Origin of the sequence: Amycolatopsis xylanica, assembly GCF_900107045.1 — a bacterium.
Taxonomy (GTDB): domain Bacteria; phylum Actinomycetota; class Actinomycetes; order Mycobacteriales; family Pseudonocardiaceae; genus Amycolatopsis; species Amycolatopsis xylanica.
The window spans coordinates 696377-716524 of the sequence record NZ_FNON01000002.1; the positions used below are offsets into that span (position 1 = coordinate 696377).

Genomic DNA, 20148 nt, shown 5'->3' on the forward strand with positions numbered 1-20148 from the left:
GCTTCCCGTGAGCGAGTCCACGAGCGCGACGTATGCCGCCGCCGGCGTCAGCATCGACGCCGGTGACCAAGCCGTTGAGCTGCTGAAACCGCATGCGGAGCGGGCCACCCGCCCCGAGGTGCTCGGCGGCGTCGGCGGTTTCGCCGGTCTGTTCTCGCTGAAGCTCGACCGCTGGAAGGAGCCGGTGCTCGCGTCGTCGACCGACGGCGTCGGCACCAAGATCGCGGTCGCGCAGGCGCTCGACAAGCACGACACGGTCGGCATCGACCTGGTCGCCATGGTGGTCGACGACCTCGTGGTGACCGGCGCCGAGCCGCTGTTCCTGCAGGACTACATCGCGGTCGGCAAGGTCGTCCCCGAGAAGATCGCCGCGCTGGTCGGCGGGATCGCCGAAGGCTGTGTCCAGGCGGGCTGCGCGCTGCTCGGCGGCGAGACGGCCGAGCACCCCGGCCTGATGGGCGAGCACGACTACGACCTGTCGGCGACCGGTGTCGGCGTGGTCGAGCAGTCGCAGCTGCTCGGGCCGGACAAGGTCCGCCCCGGCGACGTGGTGATCGCGCTCGGCTCGTCCGGCCTGCACTCCAACGGCTACTCGCTGGCCAGGCACGTGCTGCTGGAGATCGCGCGGATGCCGCTCGACGGGCACGTCGAGGAGTTCGGCCGCTCGCTGGGCGAGGAGCTGCTGGAGCCGACCAAGATCTACGCGAAGGACTGCCTGGCGCTGGCCGCCGAGGCCGAGGTCCGCACCTTCTCGCACATCACCGGCGGCGGCCTCGAAGCGAACCTCGCCCGCGTCATGCCGCGTGGCCTGGTCGCCGCGCTCGACCGCGGCACGTGGACGCCTGCGCCGGTGTTCGCGCTGATCGGCCACCGCGGCAAGGTCGAGCGTGCCGAGCTGGAGAAGACCTTCAACATGGGCGTCGGCATGGTCGCGATCGTCGCGCCCGAGGACGTCGACCGCGCGCTCGCGATGCTGACCGCGCGCCACATGCCAGCGTGGATCCTCGGCGACGTCCGTCCCGCCGAAGACCCCGACGGCCCGCGCGCGGTGCTGTCCGGGGACCACCCTCGGTTCTGATGACAACGGATCGCGGTCCTGCCTCGTACTAGAAGGCGTGGACCGCGACCTCAAGGCACTGCTCGACACCGCGGTCCGCGTCGAACCCTGGTTGCGGATCGACGCCGCCGCGGTGCTCGCCGAGGGCAGTGCCTTGAGGTCTCGGGGCAGGCGGCTGCTCACGATGGGCGGAGCTGCTCTTTCGGTCATCGCGGTGGCGGTTTCGGCCGTGCTCGTGGCAACGCGTGCGCCCGAGCAGGTCGTCGCGCAGAGCCCTCGCGAGCGACAGCTTTCGGAAGCCTTCAGGCTGGCCGACCACCTTCCGAGCGGTGTGGCCGCGAGCGGGCAGGACCGCTTCGTAAGGTCTGACAACGCTTATGAGCTGCACGCGAAGCTGACCGACCAGCTCGGCACGGCCATCCTCGACATCGGCGTCACGCTGCCGACGCCCTGGACCGCTAGCTGCGAGCAGTACCACCGCGCATACCGGTGCGAGACCATCCTGCTGCCGGATGGTTCGCATCTGGTCGCGTACCAAAGCGACGACGAGTTCCTCGTGGTCAGGCGGGTCGGCGACCACATCGTTTCGGTGCGGCTTTCGACGCGCGCGGTGGACGGCGTGGTGACCAGGCCGAGGCCGCCGCTCAGCATCGACCGGTTAATCGGCATCGCTTCTTCGCCGGCGCTGTCACAATGATCGGGTGGCAGCGTCTCCGTCTGATGTGGTGGTCGGTTCCCGGTTCGTCGTACCGGGCGCCGAGCTCAGCGAGCGCTTTTCCCGCTCATCCGGCCCCGGCGGGCAGGGCGTCAACACCACCGATTCCCGCGTCGAGCTGTCCTTCGACGTCGCCGCGTCCACCTCGATCCCGGAGAACCTGCGCGCCCGCATCGTCGAACGCCTCGGCGGCAGGCTCGTCGACGGCGTGCTGACGATCGCCGCCAGCGAGCACCGCTCCCAGCTGATGAACCGCGAGGCCGCCCGCGAACGGCTGGCCGTGATCCTCACCGAGGCCTCCTCACCACCGCCGCCGAAGCGGCGCCCCACCAAGCCGTCCCGTGGCTCGAAGGAACGCCGCCTCGCCTCGAAGAAACGCCGCAGCGACGTCAAAAAAGGCCGCGGCGGCCGCTACGACGACTAGCCCCCGTCGCGCTCGCTCGACGTGACAAGGGCGGCCCTTGTCACCTCTAGCGTGACAAGGGCCGCCCGTGTTTCATCGCCGACACCGGCAAAACGGATATAGCGGGACTTATTTCCGGTGAGCCGATGCGACCGCGCGAGCGAGTGGTACCTCTGCTGCATCCAACGCAGCAGAGGTACCACTCGCGCCTCACCTCTCGGCGGAAGCTAGTTGCGATAGCGGAACAGGATGCGGCCCCGGGTGAGGTCGTACGGGCTCAGCTCGACCAAGACGCGGTCGTACGGCACGATCTTGATGTAGTTCTTCCTGATCTTGCCGCTGACGTGGGCGAGCACGTGGTGCCCGTTCTGCAGCTCGACCTTGAACTTGGCGTCGCGAAGGCATTCGAGCACGGTTCCTTCGACTTCGATGCCGCCATTACCTGGCATGGTGGTCACCTTTCGGGAGTGCCTGATCGAGGCGCTCCCGGCAACCCCTACGTCAGTCGCCCGACCGTGACGACGAGGAGAGCACCCACATCGAAACAGCGTTCATGGGTCTCACCTCCCGGTGTCGAGTCACGGTCGCCGGAACCGTAGCGGCGCGGCCTGGCGGGCGTCCACCGAATTTGCTCAGGCGCCGGTGACGCCGTCGACACCTTCGCGCAGGAAGTCGGCGTGGCCGTTGTGGCGGGCGTACTCGTGGATCATGTGCAGCATCACGAACCGCAGCGAGACTTCCTCCTCCCACCTGGCGAAGTACTTGCTGACGTCGAGTGACTCGGCCTCCCGCTCGATGCGGCGCGCGTGCTCGACCTCGGTCTGCCACGCGGTGAAGGCCTCCTCGCGGGTGGAGTTCGAGGCGTCGTAGGCCGCCTGGAAGTCGCGGTTGTCCGACCAGACGTGCTCGATGTCCTCGGAGTTGAGGACGCGCCGAAACCAGTTCCGCTCGACCTCGGCCATGTGGCGCACCAGCCCGAGCAGGCTCAACGTCGACGGCGGCATCGACTGCTTGCGCAGGTCTTCGTCGCTGAGCCCCTCGCACTTCATCGCGAGCGTGGCGCGATGGAAGTCGAGGAACACGCGCAACGTCTCGCGCTCGTCACCCAGGCGCGGCGGATCGGGTCGTTCGGTCACGGCTCTCCCTTTCGAAGACGTGAGGGCCTCCCGGGTCGGGAGGCCCTCACGTCGGAATTCACTACTCGAGGCGCAGGTTCACGAAGCTACCCGCCGGCCGGAAGCCGACCTTCGCGTAGATCCGCTCCTCCGGGACCCCGGCCGGGGTCAGGAACACGGTGCGCGCTCCCTGTTCGTACGCCGCACGGGTGATGTACTCGGTCAGCGCGGCCGCGAGACCCTGCCGCCGGAACTTCGCGCGGACGCCGAAGCCGGCGACCTCGATGGTGCCGTCGGTCATCGGCGTCGCCAGGCCGCCGCCCGCGCCTTCCCCCGACTCGATGTGCCGGGCGAGCACGGCGAGGCCGCCGTCGGCGACCATCTTGCGGCGTCCGGCGAGCGACTCCGGTGTGATTGGGTCGGGGTCGTCGAAGGCCTCGCTCTGCGCACCCATCATGGCGAGGTATTCCTCGTCGGTTTCGGGGGTGAGCAGCTCGAAGCCCGCGGCGACCGGCTGCGCGACGAGCTCGTCACGCGGGCAGATCATCAACGGGACCCGCCGTTCGAGCTGGTAACCGGCGGCGAGCACGACCGGCTCGACCCGCGGCATCGACTCACCGAGGAACTCCAGGCGCGGGATCAGGCCCCGCTCGCGGTAGGCCTCGGTGAGCCCGTCCACGTCGGCGGGCGTGGGGACGGCGCCGTCATCGGGAATGGCGTAGTTCAGGAACGGATTGGCCGATTCCCTGGAGAAAGTGGCCAGAAACGGCCCGATCCGCTCGGTTTCGCGGGCGTTGGCCGCGGTGATACGCATGTAGGACTGAACAGCGGACATGATAAGTCTGGAAACCTTTCGGGCAGGAGGAAAGCTCAGGTCGACGTGGTGGCGTCGCGATGACGCCGCTAGGAGGCGTCAGGCATGAGGCATTCCCCTGTTGTCCGAAGGTGAGCCCATCATGTCATGCGGAGGCAAATGGTTTTATCGAGTGAGTTTCATAGCCGCGCCGGGCCATTGGCGAGCGGGTGCGCCTCGACGACGCGGAAGCACGTCGGCTCCCACACCGACCTCGGCACCCGCAGCTGGATCGGGGCCTCGCACACGCGCCGGGTCTGCACCGGGATGACCAGCCGCGGACGCAGCCACCACGGGCGGGCGATCGCGGCACCCATGGTCGCGCCGAGCGCGTTGAGGATGACGTCGTCCGTCGCGGTCACCCGGCCGGCGTGCAGGACGTACTGCATCGCCTCGACCAGCATGGACAGCACGAGCGCGGCTACTGCGATCCGCCCCACCGACCGCAGGAACCGCACCCGGAACGGCAGGATCATCCCCAGCGGGCTGAGCATCAGCAGATTGCCGCCCACCTGCCAGAACGAACCGCCATCGCCGAACGCGGTCGCCATGTCCGCGCCCGGGGTCAAATGCAAGGTGCTGGTGCGCGAGCCCGCGACGGGCATCATCACCAGCACGAGCACCAGCACGGAAACCAGGCAGATGGTGACGTCCATGGCCGCCGTGAGCTTCGCGTCGGGCTCTCTTTTCCGCCTCCGTGCCGCTGTCAAAAGTGGCCAGGCGATCAATGCGTATGGAACGGCGATGATCGTCAGCGGGATCATCGCCCCGAAATTTCGCAGCAAATCCCCCACGCGACCCCCTTTCCCAGGTTGCGTTTTCAAGATCAACCTTAGGCACGGCAAGATCAACTCTGCGCGTTGAACGAGCTCCACTATTCGGTGATTCTCGATTCGCGCGCGTGTCGCTGCCATGGTTCAGTGGGGCCGCTACCGTCCACAGTGGACGCTGTGGACAACCCTGTGGACAAGTTGCTGCCCGCAGGTGGAAACCCTTGTGCGTAAACGGTTTCCCGTTTGTGAGACCTGTGTACTACTCCGCGTTGGCGAGGGTTCGCGCTTGGTGAATGAGCCGCTGGATGTGCAGGCCGCGTCGCACGTCACAGGGGTGTTCCGTGGTTTGGCTAGCCGCCATCGCGGCGAAATCGTCGAGCAGCGCGACATACGATTCAAGCGCCGAGCCTGGCTTGCGTCCCAGCGAGCGGTACCCATGTTCGCCGTAGACGCTGAGCTCGACGATCGTCGGGTCGATGGGCAGGCGCAGGGAGAGCGTCGCCGTGCTGGTGGCCCCGCCGTCGTGCTCGAACAGGACCTGCCAAAGGTCGTCTTCGGTGACATGCGCGGCCAGCACACTGGTGATCTCGCCGAGCGCGGCGTCGAGCAGGTCGAACGCGTGCGGCCCGATGTCGGCGAGCGCGCCCTCGTCTGTCCGCCACTGAGAGCCCTCGTAAACACCGCCGAGCAGCGCGCCCGACAGCCAGCGCGCGGTCCCGCCCCGCCACTCACCCAATGCGGCGATGTCGGTGAGCCACTCACGGGTGATGGCGGCGAAACGCAACGTCAGCACCACCAGCGAGGCCACCCCCGCCTCGGCCACGGCGTCGGCGAGGCGCTCGGCGGAGGCCAGATCGGGCGCGATCGGCTTCTCCAGGATGAGGTGCTTCCCCGCCCGCGCGGCTTGGACGCCCAGCTCGGCCTGCACGGACGGCGGCACCGCGAACGCCACGGCGTCGACCTGGTCCAGCAGCTCATCGAAACTGCCGGCGGCCACCGCGCCGTAGTTGTCCGCGAGCTCCTTGGCAGGCTCCGGCCGTCGCGTCCAGACCGCGGCCAGCTTGGTGCCCGGATGATCGGCCAGGCCGGGGGCATGGATGAGCTTCGCCCAAGGTCCGGCACCGACAAGGCCAACGCGCAACGGGGTGTCCACGGCGGGGAGTCTATTTGCGGACCCGGCGGCCTTCCGCACCTCACCTGACTGGGTTACCGTCTGTGCGCTGAGTCAGGCACGCACAGTGGGGGTTTCATGACGACGGCCTTGCGCCGATCGCTCGTCGCGGCCGCGAGCGCATCGCTGGTCTTCACCGGTTCGGCCTTCGCCGCGGACGCGGAGCCGACGCCACACGGCAAGGAGATGTACGCGGCCACGCACTGGCTGGCTGGCCAGCTCGCCACGGCGGCCGACGTCGCCGCCTTCGACAAAGCGAATCCCAAGAAGCTGGGCGCGCTGGTCGAGAACACCCTGCCCGGCAAAGCAGGTGCGACCGACTGGGACGTCACCATCGACACGCTGCTCGCGTTCCGGGCGACCGGCACCGAGACCGAGGCCGTCGGCAAGATCGCCGCCGCGCTGCCCGCCGGGGTCAAGTCCTTCATCGGACCGGAGGACGCACGCGTCACGGGCGCGATCGCCAAGGCGCTGATCGCGGCCGACAAGCCCACGGAGTTCGGCGGTGTCGACCTGATCGCGGAACTCGACAAGCTGATGCTGACCGTTCCCAATGCCGAGGGCCCGAGCCTCGACGGCAAATACGGCAAGTCCAGCACCAACGCCGAGCAGGCGCTCGCGATCATCGGGCTCACCAAGGCCGAGCAGGTGCCCTCTCGCCGGGCGATCGAGTTCCTGCGGCGGCAGCAGTGCGCCGACGGAGGATTCCGGCTCGGCGGCGACGACAAGCCCGAATGCGGTCCGGACGAACACTCCGACGCGGCCACGACCGCACTGGCGACTCAGGCGCTGCACGAAGCCTTCAAGCCGGATGAGGTGGAGAAACCCGCCACGTACCTGCTGACCACGCAGGACGCGACCGGTGGTTTCAAGGACACCAAGGACCTGAACGCGGTCGCCACCGGCCTCGCAGGGCAGGCCTTGTGGGTCGCGGGCAAGGGCGAGGGCGCGGAGCGGGCGGCCGATTGGGTCGCCGGTATGCAGGTCACCAAGGACACCGCGAAGCTGTCCGGCGATCTCGGCGCGATCGCGTTCAACAAGGCCGCGTTCGACAGCGGCGTGGCGAACGCGCGAGACGGCGAGATCACCGCCGACGCACGCGCCGAGTGGCGTCAGTGGACCGCACGCGCCGTCCTCGCGCTGACCAAGACCGGGCTGGGGCACACCGCTCCGGCGCTCGTCCTCCCGGCGGAGCAGACAGAGACCACCACGTCGTCGCCGACCGAGACCACGTCCAGCACGACCACCACCAGCACGACGACCTCGACGGACACCTCGAGCACCGGCTCGCCGAACCTGGCCGACACCGGATTCTCCGCGCCGGCAGGCCTGCTCGTCGGGCTGGCGCTGCTCGGCTCCGGCACCGCGCTCGTCCTGCTCACCAGGAGGCGACTACCGCAATGAGGATCGCCCATCTGCTCGCCGCCGCCGGGGTGCTGTTCGCACTCGCCCCTGCGGCACCCGCGTCGGCGAGCACGGCCGGATACTGCAAGACCGACGACGGCGTGAGTGTCGTCGTCGACTTCCGCGACCTCGGCGGTGAGGTACTGGTCCGCTGCGCGCCGGGTGTGCAACGCAGCGGGCTGGCCGCGCTGCAGAACGCGGGCATCACCGTCGTCACGCTGGAGTCGGGCGTCTGCCGCCTGCAGGGCAAGCCGTCGACCTGCGAGGGCGGCCAGTGGTCGTATTGGAACGCCTACAACGGCGAAGCCTGGAACTTGAGCCAGCGCGGCCCGACCTCCTCGATGCCGCCGCTGGGCACCTTCGAAGGCTGGTCGTTCGGCAAGACGGCGCCGCGGTTCACGCCTTCGCGGCCTGTCCAGAACGGCAATCCGCCATCGACCGCGCGTTCGCAGGAGCACGGCCAGGGCAACGGCGTTCCGGTGCCGAAGCCGCAAGCCGGGCCCGCGGGTTCGGCGGCGCCGTCTCCGGGCGGCGTGCCGCCGTCGCCCTCCGCCTCCGAACCGGCGATCGGCGGGGATACGCCGAGCGGGTCACGGCAGGCGGAAGCCCAGGCCAAGCCCGCGGAGTCCGCCGACTTCCCGTGGGCCCTGGTCGCGGGCGCGGCCGTGCTCGGCGGCGCGGGCGCCTTCTTCGCCTGGCGACGCAAGCGCGTGCCGTACTGAGCGCGTGACGGGGGTTACTCGCGCGTAAAGGACGCGTCAGCGGGGGCCGCCGGGGCGTCAGCGAAACGTTGGCAAGACGGCCGGCGGGCGTTCCGCGCGCTGTGCTGGCTGCATGACGCTCAGCGAGCTATTGCCCAGTCTCGATTTCGGCCACGAAGAAGCCCAATTCGCGGGCGTGCCGATCAGTCACCTCGCGGCCCGGTTCGGCACGCCGCTCTATCTGATCGATGAGGAAGAAGTCCGGTCGCGGGCCCGTGCGTACCGCGCGGCGCTGCCCGACGCCGAAGTCGCGTTCGCCAGCAAGGCCCTGTGCACGCGGTCGGTGCTGCGCTGGGTCGCCGAAGAGGGGCTTTCGCTCGACACCTGTTCGGCGGGCGAGATCGCCGCGGCCAGGTCCGTCGGCTTCCCCGCCGAGCGCATCCTGTTGCACGGCAACGCGAAGACACCGGAAGACCTCAAGGCCGCACTCGAATACGGTGTCCGCCGGATCGTGCTCGACTCGCTCGACGAGATCGAGCAGCTCGGCGCGCTCGCGCACGGCCGCCAGCAGGTGATGATCCGCGTGACGCCCGGCGTCCAGGCCGACACGCACGCGGCCATCACCACCGGCACCGAGGGGCAGAAGTTCGGCTTCTCGTTGCTGGACGGCGTTCGCGACAACCTGGCCGCGGCGGTCAGCGCCGTGCTCGCGCAGCCCAGCCTTTCCTTGGTGGGCCTGCATTGCCACATCGGCTCGCAAGTGTCGCGTGTGGACAGATACGAGGAGGCGGCCCGCCGGATGGTCGACGTGCTCGCCGGTGTCCGCACGGCCTACGGCGTCACCCTGCGCGAGCTCGACCTCGGTGGCGGCCACGCCGTCCCGTACCTGCCTGGCGACACCGATTTCGACCTCGACGGCTACGCGCGGCGCCTGCGGGTCGCGCTCGCCTACGAGTGCTCGACGCGCGACTTTCCCTTGCCCCGCTTGACGATCGAGCCGGGGCGCGCGATCGTCGGCCCGGCCGGGATGACGGTCTACCGGGTGTGCGCGGTCAAGCGTGGCAGCAAGACGTTCGTCGCCGTCGACGGCGGCATGAGCGACAATCCCCGGCCTTCCTTGTACGGCGCGAAGTACACCGCGCGGCTCGTCGGCAGGCATTCGCGCGCACCGCGGCGGCCGATGAGCGTCGTCGGCCGACACTGCGAGTCGGGTGACGTGCTCGCCGACCTGCTGCTGCCGGACGACATCCACCCTGGTGACCTGCTGGCGGTCCCGTGCACCGGCGCCTATCACCACTCGCTGGCCTCGAACTACAACCTCGTCGGCCGCCCGCCGCTGGTCGGCGTCCGCGACGGTGTCGCGACCATGCTGGTGCGCCGCGAGACCGAAGAGGACCTGTTCGCCCGCGACCTCGGCTGACTCAGCGCTTGCCGTGCAGGATCGTGATCAGCTTCGCCACCAGCGCGTCCGTGGATTCCTTGCGGGAGAACGAAGTCAGCGTCATCGGGGCCTTGTACTTCTGGCGCGCGATGGCCTTCGAACGGGCGAACTCGCGCAGGCCCTCCGGGCCGTGGATCCGGCCGAAGCCCGAATCGCCGACGCCACCGAACGGCAGTGAGGCGATACCGGCGAACGAAAGCGGGGCGTTGATCGAGGTCATGCCGGAGCGCAGGCGACCGGCGAGTTCGAGGCCGCGCGCCTTCGAGAAGACCGTGGAGCCGAGGCCGTAGCGCGTGTTGTTGGCGCGGTCGACCGCCTCGTCCATGTCGCGGACCTTGGCGATGGTGACCGTCGGGCCGAAGGTCTCTTCTTGCACCGCTTCGGAATCCTCGGGCACGTCGACCAGCACGGTCGGCTGGACGTACCGGTCGCCGACCGATTCGACGCCGCCGAGCACCGCCTTGCCGCCGCGGGAAAGGGCGTCTTCGATGTGGCGCTTGATGACCGCGATCTGCGAGGGCATGGTGACCGGGCCGTACTTGGCCTCGACGTCCGAGCCGGCGCGGACGTCGCGGGACTTCTCGACGACCTTGGCGACGAACTCGTCGTGGACCTTTTCGTGGACGTAGACGCGTTCCACGCCGATGCAGGTCTGGCCGGAGTTCGAGAACGCGCCCCAGACGGTCGCGTCGGCGGCGGCGTCGAGGTCGGCGTCCGCGTCGACGAGCACCGGGTCCTTGCCGCCTGCCTCGATGATGACCGGGGTCAGCGTCGCGGCGGCCGCGGCCATGATCTTCTTGCCGGTCGCGGTCGAGCCGGTGAAGGCGATCTTGTCGACGCCCGCGCCGACGAGCGCCGCGCCGGTCTCGCCGAAGCCGGTGATCAGCTGGAGCACCGGGTGCTCGGGGACGACCTCGGCGAAGGCGTCGACCAGCCATTTGCCGACACCAGGCGTGTATTCGCTCGGCTTGAAGACGACGGCGTTGCCCGCGGCGAGCGCGTAGGCGATCGAGCCGAGCGGGGTGAAGACCGGGTAGTTCCACGGGCCGATCACGCCGACCACGCCCAGCGGCTGGTACTCGACGGTCGCGGCCTGGTTCGACATCAGCAGGCCTGCCGACCGGCGCTGCTTGCCGAGCACCTTGCGCGCGTGCTTGCCGGCCCAGGCGATGTGCTCGATGCCGAGCACGGCTTCGAGCTGGGCGTCCGCGAGCGGCTTGCCGGTCTCGTCGCGGACGACCTGGCACAGCTGGGGCAGCCTGCGGGTGATCACGCCCTTCCAGCGGCGCAGCCGTTCGGCGCGGCCGTCGAAGCCGAGCGAGGCCCACCAGGCCGCTGCCGCGCGCGCTCGCGCGATGGCGGCTTCGACCTCGGCGGCGGTGTGCACCGGATAGGTGCCGACCACCTCGTCGGTCGCGGGGCTGAGCGAGTCGAAGGTCTCACCGACGCTGCTGCTCGGCTTCGGCTGGACGGCGGTCATCGGCGTCTCCCGTGGTCTCGGCTGCCAACCAGGCTACGACGTTACTGACACTGTGCCAACTACTGCCCGTCGCGCCCGCCCCGCCAGCATTCCACAGGTCGCGGCCGCTGCCACCACGCCGAACAGGGGTGACATCCACAGCGGGAGCACACCGACGGCCAGCGAGCCGAGCCCGAATCCGGCGGCCTGGACGGTGAACGCGACCGAGAACCCTTCTGACCTCCTACTTTCCGGTAACAAGGCCTGGAGGTTCACCGAGGCGACGGTGGCCAACGGCCCGGTACACAGGCCGACCATCACGATGCCGACGATCAATCCGGCCCAGCCGAGATCCGCCGCGACGATCGCGCCGCCGGCCATGAATCCGGCAAGGAAGAGCCGGGCGTCCCCGGTCGTCCCCCGCCACGCGTAGGTCGCGTTCCCCGCGATGCTCGCCCCGCACAAGATGGCCATGACCAGCGCGGACATCCCGGCAGGCGCACCGAGCCGCTGCACGAGCGGCAGCGTCGCGACCTCGATCGTCGCCAGCAGCAGCCCGACGGTGAACATGCACCCCAGCCACGGGACGCAGGCTTTGAGAGGTACGTCACTCCGTTCGGCGTGCTTGGGCTTGACCCGGTGCCTGGGCACGAAGGCGGCGGCCAGCAGGCAGGCCAGCGACATCACGACCAGCGGCCAGAACGGCCCGCCGAGCACCGCGACCAGCGCGGGCCCGGCGATGAGCACGCTTTCGAGGATCATCACGTCGATCGAAATGGCCCTCGGCAGGTCTCCGGCTTCGACCGTGCCCGCCAGCAGCGCGCGGAACCCGCCGGACAGCCCGCCTCCCGCCGCACCGGGAATCACGACGGCGGCCAGCAACGCGGCCTCCGCGCCGGATCGCGCGAGCAGCGCCACGGCCGCGAACCCGGCCGAGACGATCACCAGCATCAGCACGAGTCCCCTGGCGACGCCGATCCGGTCGAGCAGCCGACCGGCCGGGATCGCACCGGCCAGCTCGGCGACCACGAACACCGACATCATCACCCCGCCGAGCCGATAGGACCCGGTGGTCGCCGTGGTCAGCATCGTGAACGCCAGCGGCGCCATCGCGTTCGGCAGCCGCATCAGCTGCACCCCCGCCGACCAGCGCCAATACCCACCATTCCGCAGCAATCCCATGCCTTCGAGGCTGCCGCCCCAGCCCGGATCCGCCATACTGATTCGGACATACCCAAATCTTGGCGCTCATGTCCCAAAAGTGACTTTGGGGCCCGCCGAAGCCCGAAAGTGGCTTTCGTCAGATGCGATACCCCGAAAGCCACTTTTGTCAGATGAGACCTGACGAAAGTCACTTTCGGGGTTTAGGACCTGACGAAAGCCACTTTCGGGCAAAAACTCGGGAGGGGGTGGGGAAGCGTGATCGAGCTGGTTTTCGATGTGAAGAGTGCGCAGCGGGTGCGGTTCGGGATCTCGCCGCTGGAGGAGGTGCTCGGTGCTGTGCAGACCGTGCTCGGGCTGCGTGGGCATCCCAGCCTGCCGGAGTGGCTGAGGCGGCCGCGTGAGCTGCCCGCGGAGCTCAGCCAGGTCTTGGGGGCGCGGCACTACCTCACCGATTTTCTGTGCCCGCCGCCCAGCGGGCCGGAGACGACCGCGCGGGCGCAGCTCGCGCGGGTGAGGGAGACGCCGCCCGAGCAGGTCGAGCAGGAGCTCGCCATGGTCGACGCCGATCTCAGCGGGCTGCCACGAGATCCGGCCGAGGCGCGTGATCTGCTGGCCGATCAGCTCGAGCAGGTGTGGACCGAGCTTGTCGAACCGCATTGGCCGCGGATGCATCGGCTGCTCGCCGCCGATATCGAGTACCGGTCGCGCAGGCTCGCCGAGCAGGGCACGACCGCGGTGTTCCAGGATCTGCATCCGAGGCTGCGGCTCGTCGGCGACACGTTGCTCATCGATATCAAGGATCGCAGCCGCGTCGAACTCGAGAGCCTGCTGCTCATTCCGGCCGTGTTCGCCTGGCCGAGTCTCGGCGTGATCACGCTGCCGCCGTGGCAACCCGCGATCCTCTATCCGGCGCGCGGGGTCGCGGAGCTTTGGGCGCAGAAGCCCAAGCCGAGTGACGCGCTCGCGAATGTCGTCGGGCGGACGAAGGCCGCGTTGCTCACGACGCTGGACGAACCGGCGAGCACACAAGCGCTTGCGATCAGGCTCGAACTCTCACCTGGCACGGTTTCCGAGCATCTCGGCGCGCTCAAAACGGCGGGGCTGCTCGACTCGGCCAGGCGCGGGCACGCGGTCCACTATCGGCGAACCGATCTTGGCGACGCGCTGCTGCGAGGCATAGTCTGAATGGCAGAAGGGAGCTTCCCCATGCGTATTGTCCATTTTGGACACTCTTGCGTACTGCTGGAGACCGAGTCCGCCCGTATCCTGCTCGACCCCGGCACCTTTTCCGAGGGGTTCGAGAACGAGCGTGAGCTGGACGCGATCCTGATCACGCACCAGCATTTCGATCACCTCGACGTGGCCAAGCTGCCCGCGCTGCTCAAGGCGAACCCCCACGCCCAGCTGATCATCGACCCCGGTTCGGTCACCGAGGTCGAGAAGCTCGGCGTCGAGTTCCGCGTCGCGCACCCCGGTGACGCGTTCGAGTTCGCGGGCGCGGTGGTCAACACGGTCGGCGGTGACCACGCGGTGATCCACCCGGACATCCCGGTCGTGCCGAACATCGGCTATCTCGTCGACCACGGCGCGTTCTATCACCCCGGCGACTCGTTCTTCGTGCCGGAGCAGAAGATCGACGTGCTCGGCCTGCCCACCGGCGCGCCGTGGCTCAAGGCGAGCGAGGCCGTCGACTTCTTCCGCGCGGTGAGCCCGCGCGCGGCGGTGCCGATCCACGAGAAGACGCTGGCCAACCCGGCGATGATCTATGGCCTGTTCACGAACCTCGCGCCGCAGGGCGCCGAAGTCCGCGTGCTCACGCCGGGAGAGCCGGAGAAACTTTGAGCTTCGCGTAGGTGGTGCCGAAGGCCCGGTTTTCCAAGGCGACGTCGACCGCGTCGAGCAGCGCCTGCCGAAGACCGGGCCGCGCCAAATCCGAGGCCTCGACGCCGAGCCGCACCAGCCCGCCACGCCGTGCCGCGCGGGCGGTGGCCAGGACCAAGGCGAAGCAGCGGATGGTCTCGGTGCGCTGCGACTGGCTCGCGAACTCCTGCACCCGCGCGCGGCGCACCTCGCCGGTCTTGAGGTCACGCACGCCGTGTTGATCGGCGCAGAGCTGGAAACCGTGCTCCCGCAACGCGTCCAGCGTGCCGGGCGACGCGAGCCAACGCGGCGGCGCGAAGCCGTGCGGGGTCAGGCCGGTGTTTTCCATGGCTGCCTTGGCCGCGATGAGCCGCAGCCGCGCCTCGTGCGCGCCGAGCGCGGCGAACTCGGCCTTCTTGGCCAGGCTCACCACCGGACGGTCGGTGGGCGGCACCCGGTGGTCATAGCCGTGCAGCAGCAGGCCGTCGCCGCGGCCGGTCCGCTCGCGGACCCACTCGGTGACCGGGCCTTCGCCGGTGCTGGCCGGGTAGAGCACGGACAACGGCACGTGACGGCGTTCGAGCTCCGCGGCGAGGTCGGCGCAGCGGTGAAGCGTCCGGGGCGTCACTCCGGCGAGGGAAACGACCAGTTCAGCGTCCACGTTCGCCATTAAGCACGCGTTCAGTGACAGCGACCTGACTCTGAGGTTAAGCGGGCACGAGCTTCGCGACTACATCTGCGATCCGGGCACGCAGGTCCGGATCGGTCACCCGGCCCTCGCTCATCGACTCGGGCGGGAGCGGAATGTGCGCGACGGCGTCCTCGACGATCCGGGTGCCCGCGTACCCGAGCACGGTGCGCAGCGACGCGTGCGCGCCCTCGGCGCCGCGCAGCGAGACGTTGATCCAGCCGACCGGCTTCTGGTAGATCTCGCCGCCGCCGATCGTCCAGTCCAGCAGGTTCTTGAACGAACCCGGCAGCGCGCCCGCGTACTCCGGCGTGCAGAACAGCACCGCGTCGGCCGAGGCGATCGCCGAGCGCAGCGCGACGACCGCGGGGTGCAGCGGCTCGGCGTCGTCGTCCGGGTTGAAGTGCGGCAACATCGCCAGGCCGTCGAAGAGCACGGAATCCGGGACGAGTTCGTGGACGGTACGCAGCGCGGCCGCGTTGGAGCCCGCGCGCAGACTTCCCGAAATCAGCAGGATCACGCAGGCCAGTCTGCCAGTGAACGCCCGGAAATCCGTTCGTACGCTTCGACATAACGCGCCCGCGTCGCCGCGACGACCTCGGCGGGCAGCGGCGGCGGCTGAGTGTTCGACTTGCGGTCCCAGCCGGATTCGGGGCTGGTCAGCCAATCACGCACGTACTGCTTGTCGAACGAGGGCTGCGACCGGCCGGGCTCGTAGCTGTCGGCAGGCCAATAGCGGGATGAATCCGGGGTGAGCACCTCGTCGCCGAGCACCAGCGCGCCGGTGGCGTCGCGGCCGAACTCGAACTTGGTGTCCGCCAGCAGAATGCCGCGCTCGGCGGCCAGCTGGGCGCCGCGCTCGTAGATGGCGAGCGTGGCCTCGCGGATCTCCTCGGCCTGCTTGAGCCCGATCTGCGCGGCGACGTCGTCGAAGGTGACGTTCTCGTCGTGCGCGCCGATCTCGGCCTTGGTGGCGGGCGTGAAGATCGGCGTCGGCAGCTTCGCGGACTCGGGCAGGCCTTCGGGGAGCAGCACCCCGCACACCGCGCCGGTACGCTGGTAGTCGGCGAAACCGGAGCCGGTGAGATAGCCGCGGGCGACGGCCTCGACGGGCTCCATGGTCAGCCTGCGCACGATCAGCGCGCGGCCGCGCACCTCGGCGGGAATGCGCGGGTCGTCGTAGGCGACGAGGTGATTGGGCAGCAGATCGGCCAGCTGCTCGAACCAGAACACGCTCATCGCGGTGAGCACACGGCCCTTGTCCGGGATCGGCGTGTCCAGGATGAAGTCATAAGCCGAGATACGGTCGGAGGCGACGAGCAGCAGGTGGTCGTCATCGACCGCGTACAGCTCTCGTACCTTTCCGGCTGCGATCTTCGGGTAGTCCGCGAGGGTGCTCACGCATGCACCCTAGCTGTCGGGAGGATGATGCCTTGATGGCGTATGACTGGATCTCCTTGACGACCGACTACGGCCTGTGCGACGGATTCGTGGCGGCCTGCCACGGCGTGATCGCGCGTATCGCACCCCCCATCCGGGTGATCGACGTCACCCACGCGGTGAACCCCCAGCAAATCCGGCCCGGCTCGACGGTGCTCGCGCAGACCGTGCCGTTCCTGCCGGAGGCGGTGCACGTGGCGGTGGTCGACCCCGGCGTCGGCACCGACCGCCGGGGTGTCGTGGTGGTGACCCCGCGCGGCCTGCTGGTCGGGCCGGACAACGGCCTGCTGCTACCGGCGGCCGAGGCGCTCGGCGGTGTGCGCGAGGCGTACGAGCTCACCAGCCCCGACTACCGCATGCCGCACGTCTCGGCGACCTTCCACGGCCGCGACATCTTCGCACCCGCTGCCGCGCATCTGGCGCTGGGCGTGGCGCCGGAGGCGTTCGGCAAGCCGGTCCACGACCTGGTCGTGCTCCCCGAGCCCCGGGTCGACGCGCAGCCGGGCAGGCTCACCTCGGAGGTGCTGACGGTCGACCACTTCGGCAACGTCCAGCTGGCCGCGACGCCGAACGACTTCGACAAGGCCGAACTCAACGGCCCGCTGTATGTCCATCGTGGACGCAAGACGCTACGCGTGGAGTTCGCGCGTACTTTCGCTGATGCTCCAACGGTTCTCTACGCCGACTCGGCAGGCAGGCTGGCCGTCGCCGTCAACGGGGGCTCGGCCGCTTCGGTGCTCGACGCCGTGCCTTCCCAGGAATGCACGATCACCTCGTCGCCCAGCGACAGCTGACCCGGCCGCAGCACCATCGCCTTCATCCCGAAGGTGACCCCGCCTTCGGGATGCCGCCGGTAGTCCGCGAGCGTGCGGATCGGCTCCGGGCCGCTCTTGCGCCCGGTCTCCTGATCGACCGTCGGCACCGCGCACCGCACGCACAGCTTGGCGTACCCGAATTCGGCCGTGCCCGCGCGCAGCACGCGGACCCGGTCCTCGGTGTGCGGCTCCGGCCACCCGGACACCACGATGTTGGGGCGGAACCGGTCCATCGGCACGGGTTCCGCGCCACGAGAGGAGATCCGCTCACTCAGTAAGTCCAAAGAGGACTCCGAGGTGACCAGGATGGCGTGCGCGTCGGCGAACCCAGCGGTGCCCGCGCGTTCGCCATTGGTCACGCGGTCGTGGTCGGGCGGCACACGCACGAGCACCGAATGCTCGCCGAGCACGGTGGAGAACCAGTCCGCGGCTTCGGCGCCCTGGTCGACGCCCTTGCCTTGCCAGGTGAAGGTGGCGGCCGGGTGCCGGGGCCCGTCGAACAGCACGTCGAGCTCGAAATCCTCGACACCGGGCGCGGACAGTTTCAGCTTGCGGCCGCCGTCGAGCACCTCTGGCTCGATCACGGCCATCATCGGGTGCCTGCGCTGGCTCCGGAACGCGCCGTCGGCGCCCATGGCCATGAAGACCCGGTCGTGCGCGAGCCCGGCGGGCGTCACCTCGGCCGAGCGCACGGAGGTACCCCGGCACCCCTTGACCGGGTAATACACCAGCTCCGCGATCTTCGCCATCTCCGCAGATTACCCGGCGGCCCCCGGGATAAAGCAGGCTTTATCCCGGGGTGCTCGTCACAGGACCTGGGAGAGGAAGCGCTGCAACCGAGGACTCTGCGGGTCGTCGAAGAGCGCCTCGGGCTTGCCGAGCTCGACGACCTTGCCGCGGTCCATGAACGCGACCTCGTCGGCGACGCTGCGCGCGAAGCCCATTTCGTGGGTGACCACGAGCAGGGTCAGCCCGCGCTCCGCGAGCCCGGCCATCAGGTCCAAGACCCCCTTGACCAGCTCGGGGTCCAGCGCGCTGGTGGCCTCGTCGAACAGCATCACGTCGGGGTCCATCGCCAGCGCCCTGGCGATGGCGACGCGCTGCTGCTGCCCGCCCGAAAGCGCGGCCGGTCGATAAGGCGCCTTGTCCGCCAGGCCGACGTCGGCGAGCCGGGCACGCGCGATCTCGGCCGCCTCCTCCTTGTCCAGCCCCTTCACGCTGCGCAGCGGCAGCGTGATGTTGTCCAGCACGGTCCGGTGGCCGAACAGGTTGAAGTGCTGGAACACCATCCCGACACGCTGGCGGAGCTTGTCGGGATCGGACTGGATGACGCTCTCGCCGTCCAGCAGCAGATCGCCGGAATCGGGCTCCTGCAAGCGGTTCACGCACCGCAGCAGCGTCGACTTGCCCGAACCGGACGGCCCGATCACGCAGGTCGTCTTGCCCTGCTCGACCTTGAGATCGACCCCGCGCAGCACCTCGAGGGTGCCGAACGAGACGTGGATGTCGCGCAGCTCGACGCTCGCCGAATGGATCGCCGTCGTCATGGCTGCACCTTCCCCGAAACCGTGAGCTCGTCGAGTTCGTCACCCGCGTCGGGGTCGCTCTCGACCTTGCGGCCGGTCCGCAGCCGCTTGTCGATGAAGTTGACCAGGTGCGTCAGCGGGACGGTGATCACCAGGAAGACGAACCCGGCCGCGACCAGCGACGACAGGTTCCCGGTGTTGGCCGCCATGTCCTGGCCGATCCGGAACAACTCACGCTGCTGGACCAGCAGGCCGAGCACGTAGACCAGGCTGGAGTCCTTGACCAGCGCGATGAACTGGTTCACCAGCGCGGGCAGCACCCGGCGCACCCCCTGCGGGATGACCACCAGCAGCATCGACTTGGTGTAGGTCATGCCGAGTGCGCGGCTGGCCTCGAGCTGCCCCTTTTCCACGCTCTGGATACCGGCGCGGAAGATCTCGCCGATGTACGCGGACGCGATCAGCGACAGCGCGAGGATGCCCAGCGGATACGGGTTGGTGCCGACGACGTCACGCGCGAGCGTGCCGAGACCCTGACCGATCAGCAGGATGGTCAGGATCGCGGGCAGCCCTCGGAAGATGTCGGTGTAGACCCGCGCAGGCCAGCGCAGCCAGCGTTTGGTCGACAGGCCCATGACCGCGAGGACCATGCCGACCACGGTGCCGATCAGCGCCGACGAGACGGACAGGATCAGCGTGTTCAGCAGCCCGGTGGTGAGCAGATCCGGGAACACCTTCCAGATGTATTCCCAGTTCAGGAAGGTGTTAAGGAAATCGTTCACTTGGCTTTGAACTCCGCCGGGATCGGAGCGTTCGGCTCGAACTGCTTGATCAGCTTTTCCCAGGTGCCGTCGGCGATGACCGCCTTAAGGCCTTCGTTGATCTTGTTGATCAGCTCGGTGTTGCCCTTCTTGAAGGCGAAACCGTGCGGCAGGTTGGTCACGATGGCCTTGGTGACCTTGAGCTTCGCATCGGCGTTCTTGGCCGCGTAGTCCTCGGCGGTCGCCTGGTCGAACACCGCGGCGTCGATGGCCGAGGTCTTCAGCGCGGCCAGCGCGGCCGCGTCGTTCGGGAAGCGGACGGCCTGGGCCTGCGGCGAGTTCTCACCGAGCCAGGTGTCCGAGACGGTGCCCTGCACGACACCGACCCGCTTACCCGCCAGCGACTTCTCGTCGGTGATCCCGGCGCCGTCCTTCGCCTCGATGCCGAGCGCCTGGTAGTTGTACGCGGCGGAGAAGTCGACGGTCTTCTTGCGCGGCTCGGTCTGCGAGATGCCCGCGCTGCCGATGTCGAACGTGCCTGCCGCGACCTGCCCCAGCAGTGCGGAGAACTCCGTGGCGGCGAACTCCAGCTTCAGGTTCTGCTTGGCCGCGATGGCCTTGAGCAGCTCGTTGTCGAAGCCGGTGAACTGGCCGTTCTCCTGGTAGGCGTTGGGCTTGGAGTCGCTCAGCGTGCCGACCCGCAGCGTCTTCTCGCCGCCGCTGTCGCTCCCACCGCAAGCCGTGAGCACGGCGAGCAGGGCCGCGGTTAACCCCGCGACCAGTGTCTTCTTCATCGAGACCC

Annotated in this window: 23 protein-coding genes; 9 read left to right on the forward strand and 14 right to left on the reverse strand. The window is 69.0% G+C overall.

What is annotated here, in order from left to right:
• Positions 1-7: 7 nt before the first annotated feature.
• From purM to arfB, 3 genes are read left to right on the forward strand one after another with little or no spacing between them, the layout of a single operon-like run.
• Positions 8-1078 (forward strand): phosphoribosylformylglycinamidine cyclo-ligase, encoded by a 1071-nt coding sequence (purM, locus tag BLV57_RS11060; protein ID WP_091288542.1) that lies wholly within the window; start codon positions 8-10, stop codon positions 1076-1078.
• Positions 1079-1115: 37 nt separating this feature from the next.
• Positions 1116-1754 (forward strand): hypothetical protein, encoded by a 639-nt coding sequence (locus tag BLV57_RS11065; protein WP_091288543.1) that lies wholly within the window; start codon positions 1116-1118, stop codon positions 1752-1754.
• A gap of 25 nt (positions 1755-1779) precedes the next feature.
• Positions 1780-2196, forward strand: coding sequence for an alternative ribosome rescue aminoacyl-tRNA hydrolase ArfB (gene arfB, locus BLV57_RS11070; RefSeq protein WP_091288544.1), 417 nt, complete (start codon positions 1780-1782; stop codon positions 2194-2196).
• Between the two features lie 206 nt (positions 2197-2402).
• Here arfB and infA read toward each other — a convergent pair whose 3' ends face one another.
• The 5 genes from infA to BLV57_RS11095 all read right to left on the reverse strand — a co-directional run bounded on the left by infA (position 2403) and on the right by BLV57_RS11095 (position 6069).
• Positions 2403-2624, reverse strand: coding sequence for a translation initiation factor IF-1 (infA, locus tag BLV57_RS11075; RefSeq protein ID WP_091288545.1), 222 nt, complete (start codon positions 2622-2624; stop codon positions 2403-2405).
• A 183-nt stretch (positions 2625-2807) separates the two neighbouring features.
• Positions 2808-3311, reverse strand: coding sequence for a DinB family protein (locus BLV57_RS11080; RefSeq protein ID WP_281244404.1), 504 nt, complete (start codon positions 3309-3311; stop codon positions 2808-2810).
• A 61-nt stretch (positions 3312-3372) separates the two neighbouring features.
• Complete coding sequence (locus BLV57_RS11085) at positions 3373-4125, reverse strand: GNAT family N-acetyltransferase (RefSeq protein WP_091288546.1); 753 nt, start codon at positions 4123-4125, stop codon at positions 3373-3375.
• A 158-nt stretch (positions 4126-4283) separates the two neighbouring features.
• On the reverse strand, positions 4284-4937 hold the full coding sequence (locus BLV57_RS11090; RefSeq protein ID WP_091288547.1) for a VanZ family protein: 654 nt from the start codon (positions 4935-4937) through the stop codon (positions 4284-4286).
• A 238-nt stretch (positions 4938-5175) separates the two neighbouring features.
• The gene (locus tag BLV57_RS11095) at positions 5176-6069 is read right to left on the reverse strand and encodes a Gfo/Idh/MocA family protein (RefSeq protein ID WP_091288548.1); all 894 of its coding nucleotides are present in this window, start codon (positions 6067-6069) and stop codon (positions 5176-5178) included.
• A 96-nt stretch (positions 6070-6165) separates the two neighbouring features.
• On the opposite strand from BLV57_RS11095, the gene BLV57_RS11100 reads away from it, so the two are divergent.
• The 3 genes from BLV57_RS11100 to lysA all read left to right on the forward strand — a co-directional run bounded on the left by BLV57_RS11100 (position 6166) and on the right by lysA (position 9612).
• On the forward strand, positions 6166-7491 hold the full coding sequence (locus tag BLV57_RS11100; RefSeq protein ID WP_091288549.1) for a prenyltransferase/squalene oxidase repeat-containing protein: 1326 nt from the start codon (positions 6166-6168) through the stop codon (positions 7489-7491).
• Positions 7488-8213: an LPXTG cell wall anchor domain-containing protein gene (locus tag BLV57_RS11105; RefSeq protein ID WP_091288550.1), complete on the forward strand. Its 726-nt coding sequence runs from the start codon at positions 7488-7490 to the stop codon at positions 8211-8213. Before BLV57_RS11100 ends, BLV57_RS11105 begins: the two co-directional genes overlap by 4 nt.
• A 112-nt stretch (positions 8214-8325) precedes the next feature.
• On the forward strand, positions 8326-9612 hold the full coding sequence (gene lysA / locus BLV57_RS11110; RefSeq protein WP_091288551.1) for a diaminopimelate decarboxylase: 1287 nt from the start codon (positions 8326-8328) through the stop codon (positions 9610-9612).
• Between the two features lies 1 nt (position 9613).
• Here lysA and BLV57_RS11115 read toward each other — a convergent pair whose 3' ends face one another.
• Together BLV57_RS11115 and BLV57_RS11120 are read right to left on the reverse strand one after the other, a co-directional pair.
• On the reverse strand, positions 9614-11113 hold the full coding sequence (locus BLV57_RS11115) for an aldehyde dehydrogenase family protein (RefSeq protein ID WP_091288552.1): 1500 nt from the start codon (positions 11111-11113) through the stop codon (positions 9614-9616).
• A gap of 33 nt (positions 11114-11146) precedes the next feature.
• On the reverse strand, positions 11147-12274 hold the full coding sequence (locus BLV57_RS11120; RefSeq protein ID WP_245757261.1) for an MFS transporter: 1128 nt from the start codon (positions 12272-12274) through the stop codon (positions 11147-11149).
• A gap of 237 nt (positions 12275-12511) precedes the next feature.
• Here BLV57_RS11120 and BLV57_RS11125 point away from each other — a divergent pair, with 237 nt between their 5' ends.
• Together BLV57_RS11125 and BLV57_RS11130 are read left to right on the forward strand one after the other, a co-directional pair.
• Positions 12512-13441, forward strand: coding sequence for an ArsR/SmtB family transcription factor (locus BLV57_RS11125; RefSeq protein ID WP_091288553.1), 930 nt, complete (start codon positions 12512-12514; stop codon positions 13439-13441).
• A 21-nt stretch (positions 13442-13462) separates the two neighbouring features.
• A complete protein-coding gene (locus BLV57_RS11130; protein ID WP_091288554.1) occupies positions 13463-14098 on the forward strand; it encodes an MBL fold metallo-hydrolase in 636 nt (211 codons plus the stop codon).
• Here BLV57_RS11130 and BLV57_RS11135 read toward each other — a convergent pair.
• The 3 genes from BLV57_RS11135 to BLV57_RS11145 are packed head-to-tail and all read right to left on the reverse strand — an operon-like array spanning position 14070 to position 16205.
• The gene (locus tag BLV57_RS11135) at positions 14070-14786 is read right to left on the reverse strand and encodes a DUF2334 domain-containing protein (RefSeq protein WP_176968564.1); all 717 of its coding nucleotides are present in this window, start codon (positions 14784-14786) and stop codon (positions 14070-14072) included. The two genes, BLV57_RS11130 and BLV57_RS11135, sit on opposite strands and share 29 nt — an antisense overlap.
• A 37-nt stretch (positions 14787-14823) precedes the next feature.
• The gene (locus BLV57_RS11140; protein ID WP_091288555.1) at positions 14824-15324 is read right to left on the reverse strand and encodes an NADPH-dependent FMN reductase; all 501 of its coding nucleotides are present in this window, start codon (positions 15322-15324) and stop codon (positions 14824-14826) included.
• Positions 15321-16205 carry a phosphoribosylaminoimidazolesuccinocarboxamide synthase gene (locus tag BLV57_RS11145; protein ID WP_091288556.1) on the reverse strand — a complete coding sequence of 295 codons (885 nt, stop codon included), beginning with the start codon at positions 16203-16205 and terminating at the stop codon, positions 15321-15323. Before BLV57_RS11145 ends, BLV57_RS11140 begins: the two co-directional genes overlap by 4 nt.
• Positions 16206-16240: 35 nt before the next feature.
• Between BLV57_RS11145 and BLV57_RS11150 the strand changes: the two genes are divergently transcribed.
• Positions 16241-17038, forward strand: a complete 798-nt coding sequence (locus BLV57_RS11150; RefSeq protein WP_281244406.1) for an SAM hydrolase/SAM-dependent halogenase family protein — start codon at positions 16241-16243, stop codon at positions 17036-17038.
• Here the strand turns inward: BLV57_RS11150 and BLV57_RS11155 are convergent.
• The 4 genes from BLV57_RS11155 to BLV57_RS11170 are packed head-to-tail and all read right to left on the reverse strand — an operon-like array spanning position 16921 to position 20140.
• Complete coding sequence (locus BLV57_RS11155; protein ID WP_176968565.1) at positions 16921-17808, reverse strand: MOSC domain-containing protein; 888 nt, start codon at positions 17806-17808, stop codon at positions 16921-16923. The genes BLV57_RS11150 and BLV57_RS11155 overlap by 118 nt on opposite strands.
• Before the next feature lie 57 nt (positions 17809-17865).
• Complete coding sequence (locus BLV57_RS11160) at positions 17866-18606, reverse strand: amino acid ABC transporter ATP-binding protein (protein WP_091288557.1); 741 nt, start codon at positions 18604-18606, stop codon at positions 17866-17868.
• Entirely contained in the window at positions 18603-19367 is a 765-nt protein-coding gene (locus BLV57_RS11165) for an amino acid ABC transporter permease (protein ID WP_091288558.1), read from the reverse strand. The genes BLV57_RS11160 and BLV57_RS11165 overlap by 4 nt, the downstream gene beginning before the upstream one ends.
• Entirely contained in the window at positions 19364-20140 is a 777-nt protein-coding gene (locus BLV57_RS11170; protein WP_091288559.1) for an ABC transporter substrate-binding protein, read from the reverse strand. The genes BLV57_RS11165 and BLV57_RS11170 overlap by 4 nt, the downstream gene beginning before the upstream one ends.
• Positions 20141-20148 lie beyond the last annotated feature (8 nt).